At 43.8% G+C, this 4,118-nt stretch carries 3 protein-coding genes; all 3 read right to left on the bottom strand.

Features of this window, described 5'->3' with window-relative positions; translation table 11 throughout:
* Positions 1-43: 43 nt before the first annotated feature.
* From ihfA to pheS, 3 genes are read right to left on the bottom strand one after another with little or no spacing between them, the layout of a single operon-like run.
* Positions 44-340 carry an integration host factor subunit alpha gene (gene ihfA / locus AB4238_RS22190; RefSeq protein ID WP_012142935.1) on the bottom strand — a complete coding sequence of 99 codons (297 nt, stop codon included), beginning with the start codon at positions 338-340 and terminating at the stop codon, positions 44-46.
* 4 nt (positions 341-344) lie between these two features.
* Positions 345-2,732 carry a phenylalanine--tRNA ligase subunit beta gene (pheT, locus tag AB4238_RS22185; RefSeq protein WP_372035772.1) on the bottom strand — a complete coding sequence of 796 codons (2,388 nt, stop codon included), beginning with the start codon at positions 2,730-2,732 and terminating at the stop codon, positions 345-347.
* A 15-nt stretch (positions 2,733-2,747) separates the two neighbouring features.
* On the bottom strand, positions 2,748-3,731 hold the full coding sequence (gene pheS / locus AB4238_RS22180; RefSeq protein WP_044555921.1) for a phenylalanine--tRNA ligase subunit alpha: 984 nt from the start codon (positions 3,729-3,731) through the stop codon (positions 2,748-2,750).
* Between the last annotated feature and the right edge of the window lie 387 nt (positions 3,732-4,118).

The raw sequence follows: 4,118 nt of genomic DNA, 5'->3' as shown, positions 1-4,118 counted from the left end.
AGCCACTCTATTGAGTGGCCTCTTCATCACGATGCTATTGCAATTACTTCTTTGCGTTAGCTTCTTCGACGCGACTTTTCAGCTTCTGTCCTGGACGAAATGTCACAACACGTCTCGCTGAAATAGGGATATCTTCTCCCGTCTTTGGGTTCCTTCCCGGTCTTTGATTCTTATCTCTCAGGTCAAAGTTGCCAAAGCCAGATAGCTTGACCTGCTCACCACTTTCAAGGGCTTGACGAATTTCTTCGAAAAACGTCTCTACCATCTCTTTCGCTACTCTCTTATTGATACCTAGCGTTTCAAAAAGATGTTCTGCCATTTCGGCTTTGGTAAGTGCCATACTTTTAGTCCCTCAACGATGCGTTGAACTCGTCTTTCAGAGCAGAAACCACTACATCAACCATCTCGGCGATCTCTTTCTCTTCAAGTGTACGAGCGTTGTCTTGTAATAAGAGTGCGATTGCAAGGCTCTTTTTGCCTTCTTCTACACCTTTACCTTGGTATACGTCGAACAAGTTTATGCCAACCAACTGATTTTCGCCAACTTTTCTTATCAATTTTACAACATTATCGGCAGCAACAGCCTCATCAACGACGATGGCAATGTCACGACGGTTAGCTGGAAACTTAGATACAGTCTGGGCTTGCGGCAATTTAGCATGCAATAATGCATTCAATTCCAGCTCAAAAATAATTGTTTTACCATTGAGCCCAAATGGCTTCTCAAGTGACGGATGAACCGTTCCGATGACGCCAATCACTTGGTTATTCCGTAATATTTCAGCTGATTGTCCTGGATGAAGCGCTGGATGCGTCGCGGCTCTGAAACTAAACTCGTTGTCAGCAACCGTTAATCCTATCACCGCTTCAAGATCACCTTTGAGATCGAAGAAATCAACAGTATTTGACTCCATTGACCAGTGCTCATCGTTCTGGTTTCCGGCAATTACCGCTGACAACATTGGCTCTTGAGCAACACCTGAGTCTGCAGATTCATTTGGTACAAAACGCAGCCCTGTTTCAAACAACCTAACGCGGTTTTGCTGACGACTTTGGTTGTAACCTACCGCCGATAATAAACCGGTAAACATAGACAGACGCATTGCTGACATCTCAACCGAAATTGGATTCGGCAAGATCATCGCTTCAGCGTCTGGATGTATCAGGTTTTGCTGCTTAGGATCAACAAAGCTATAAGTTACCGCTTCTTGAAATCCACGTGCAACCAACATGCTACGAACACGCTTTAAACTAATATCTGACTCATTGTGATCTGACATGCTTAATTGCGCTATTGGCGCAATATTTGGAATATTGTTGTAGCCGTAAATACGGACAACTTCTTCAATCAAGTCTTCTTCGATTGCCATATCAAAACGATAAGTCGCAGTTGTAACATTCCACTGCCCTTCAGTCACTTCAACAACAAAGCCAAGTCGTTCTAAGATTTCAGTCACATCGTTATCTTCGATATGGTGACCCAAAGTACGATCTAACTTACTGCGACGTAATACAATTTGCACTGGCTTTGGTAGGTTGTCTTCGGATTTAGCTTCAACAACAGGACCCGCTTCACCACCACAGATATCAAGCACAAGGCGACTCGCGCGATCCATTACTTTATGTTGCAGTTGCGGATCAACACCACGCTCGAAACGATGAGATGCATCAGTATGTAGACCAATTTTTCGAGCTTTACCCAAAATAGCAAGTGGTGCGAAGAACGCACACTCGAGCATGATATCAGTCGTTTCAGTGGTCACGCCTGAATGCTCGCCACCAAATACGCCTGCTAGCGCCAGCGGTTTAACATTGTCAGCGATAATCAACATACCTTCTGGGATGGTGATTTCATTGCCATCAAGCAGTGTTAGTTTTTCTTCGCCATTAGGTTTGCGAACCTCAATACCACCTTCCAATTTCGCATTATCAAATGCGTGCATTGGCTGACCAAATTCAATCAATACATAGTTGGTAATATCAACAATTGGGTCAATTGAACGAATACCACTGCGGCGCAACTTCTCTTGCATCCAAAGTGGTGTTGCCGCTTTTACGTCAACATTCTTAATCACACGGCCCAAGTATCGTCCGCATTCTTGTTCAGCTTGTAGATCAATACTGACTTCATCACTGATAGTGGCAGTAACAGCTTCCCAAGAAGGCTCTGTCACTGTTTGGCGATTCAAAACACCCACTTCACGAGCAAGACCCGCCATACCAAGACAATCGGCACGGTTAGCAGTCAAATCAACATCAATAACAGCATCATCAAGGTCAAGATATTCACGCACATCTTGGCCGATTGGTGCATCAGTCGGAAGCTCGATAATACCATCGCTTTCAATGTCGATGCCGAGTTCACCGTATGAACAAAGCATACCGAATGATGGTTGACCACGCAGCTTGGCTTTCTTGATTTTAAAATCACCAGGTAGCACTGCGCCAACCATAGCAACGGCCACTTTAAGGCCTAATCGGCAGTTTGGTGCACCACAAACAATGTCGATTAGCTCATCAGCACCAACACTTATTTTTGTTACACGTAATTTGTCAGCATCTGGGTGCTGACCACACTCAACAACTTCACCAACAATCACACCGCTAAAGTCTGCTGCAACGCCATCAATGCCGTCAACTTCCAAACCTGCCATAGTAATTTGGTGTGCTAATTCTTCACGGTTAACACTTGGGTTAACCCACTCACGAAGCCAAGATTCGCTAAATTTCATGCTATACAGCTCCGTTTATTTAAATTGCTTAAGGAAGCGAAGATCATTTTCAAAGAAAGAACGTAAATCGTTAACGCCATAACGCAACATAGATAGACGTTCAACACCCATACCGAATGCAAAGCCAGAGTACTTCTCAGGATCGATACCCACGCTACGCAGTACATTTGGGTGAACCATGCCGCAACCTAGTACTTCTAACCACTTGCCATTTTTGCCCATTACGTCAACTTCAGCTGATGGCTCAGTGAATGGGAAGTAAGATGGACGGAAGCGAACCTCAAGGTCCTCTTCAAAGAAGTTGCGCAAGAAGTCATGCAATATGCCTTTAAGCTCTGCAAAGTTAACATTCTCTGCAACAAGCAAGCCTTCGACTTGGTGGAACATTGGCGTATGTGTTTGGTCGTAGTCATTACGGTAAACACGGCCCGGAGAGATGATACGTAGTGGTGGCTTTTCATGCTCCATAGTACGAATTTGTACACCCGATGTTTGGGTACGCAACATTACTTTCGGGTTGAAGTAGAAAGTGTCATGATCAGCACGGGCTGGATGATGCTCTGAGATGTTTAACGCATCGAAGTTATGAAAGTCATCTTCAATTTCAGGACCGTCTTTTACGGTAAAACCTAGTTCACCGAAGAAACTCTCAATACGTTCGATTGTACGAGTAACTGGGTGTAGACCACCATTTTCGATACGACGCCCAGGTAGGCTCACATCAATGCTTTCAGCTTTCAACTGCGCTTCAAGTTCTGCCGCTTTCAATCCATCGATGCGTATAGATAGCTGCTGTTGAACCGCTTGTTTAGCTTGGTTGACAGCTTGACCAAAGGCCGGCTTCTCTTCAGGAGGCAGTTTCCCCATCATCTTCATCATGTCGGTAATTTTACCTTTTTTACCAAGGTAATCGACACGGAGGTCATCAAGCGCTTTTAAATCTGTAGCGTCTTTGATGGCGGCTAAGGCCTGTTCTACGATCTCTGTTAACTGTGACATCATCTCTTCCAGTGCATGTAGGTCAAACCTACGAGTCTTCGGGCTTACATATTTTCTTAGGCGAAAATAGAAAAAGACACAAATTTTACGTGAGCAAACCCCATTTGACTAGGGTTAATTGCACCTTTTTACAGGCTAACTGCTTATTTTGTTTAGTCCTTGTTCAAGAACAATCCACTCAACCATTCTCTACCTGCAAAATATGTATCTTGATACGTTAAATATTAAATGGTTATTCATCTATATGATATGTACTATCCCACTAATCGGTAAAATACTTCAAACTAAGCTACATAAGGATTTCAAGTACTTAACCGACATTACGAACAAAAAAACACAAACAGAATAAACCCAGGGTGACCTCATGGGTGACTAGTTTTTAACCAC

The sequence above is a fragment of the Shewanella sp. 10N.286.45.A1 genome, from assembly GCF_041470405.1.
In the GTDB taxonomy this organism is placed as follows: domain Bacteria; phylum Pseudomonadota; class Gammaproteobacteria; order Enterobacterales; family Shewanellaceae; genus Shewanella.
The sequence above is the reverse complement of the archived record's forward strand: the minus strand, read 5'-3'. Positions and strand labels throughout refer to the sequence as shown.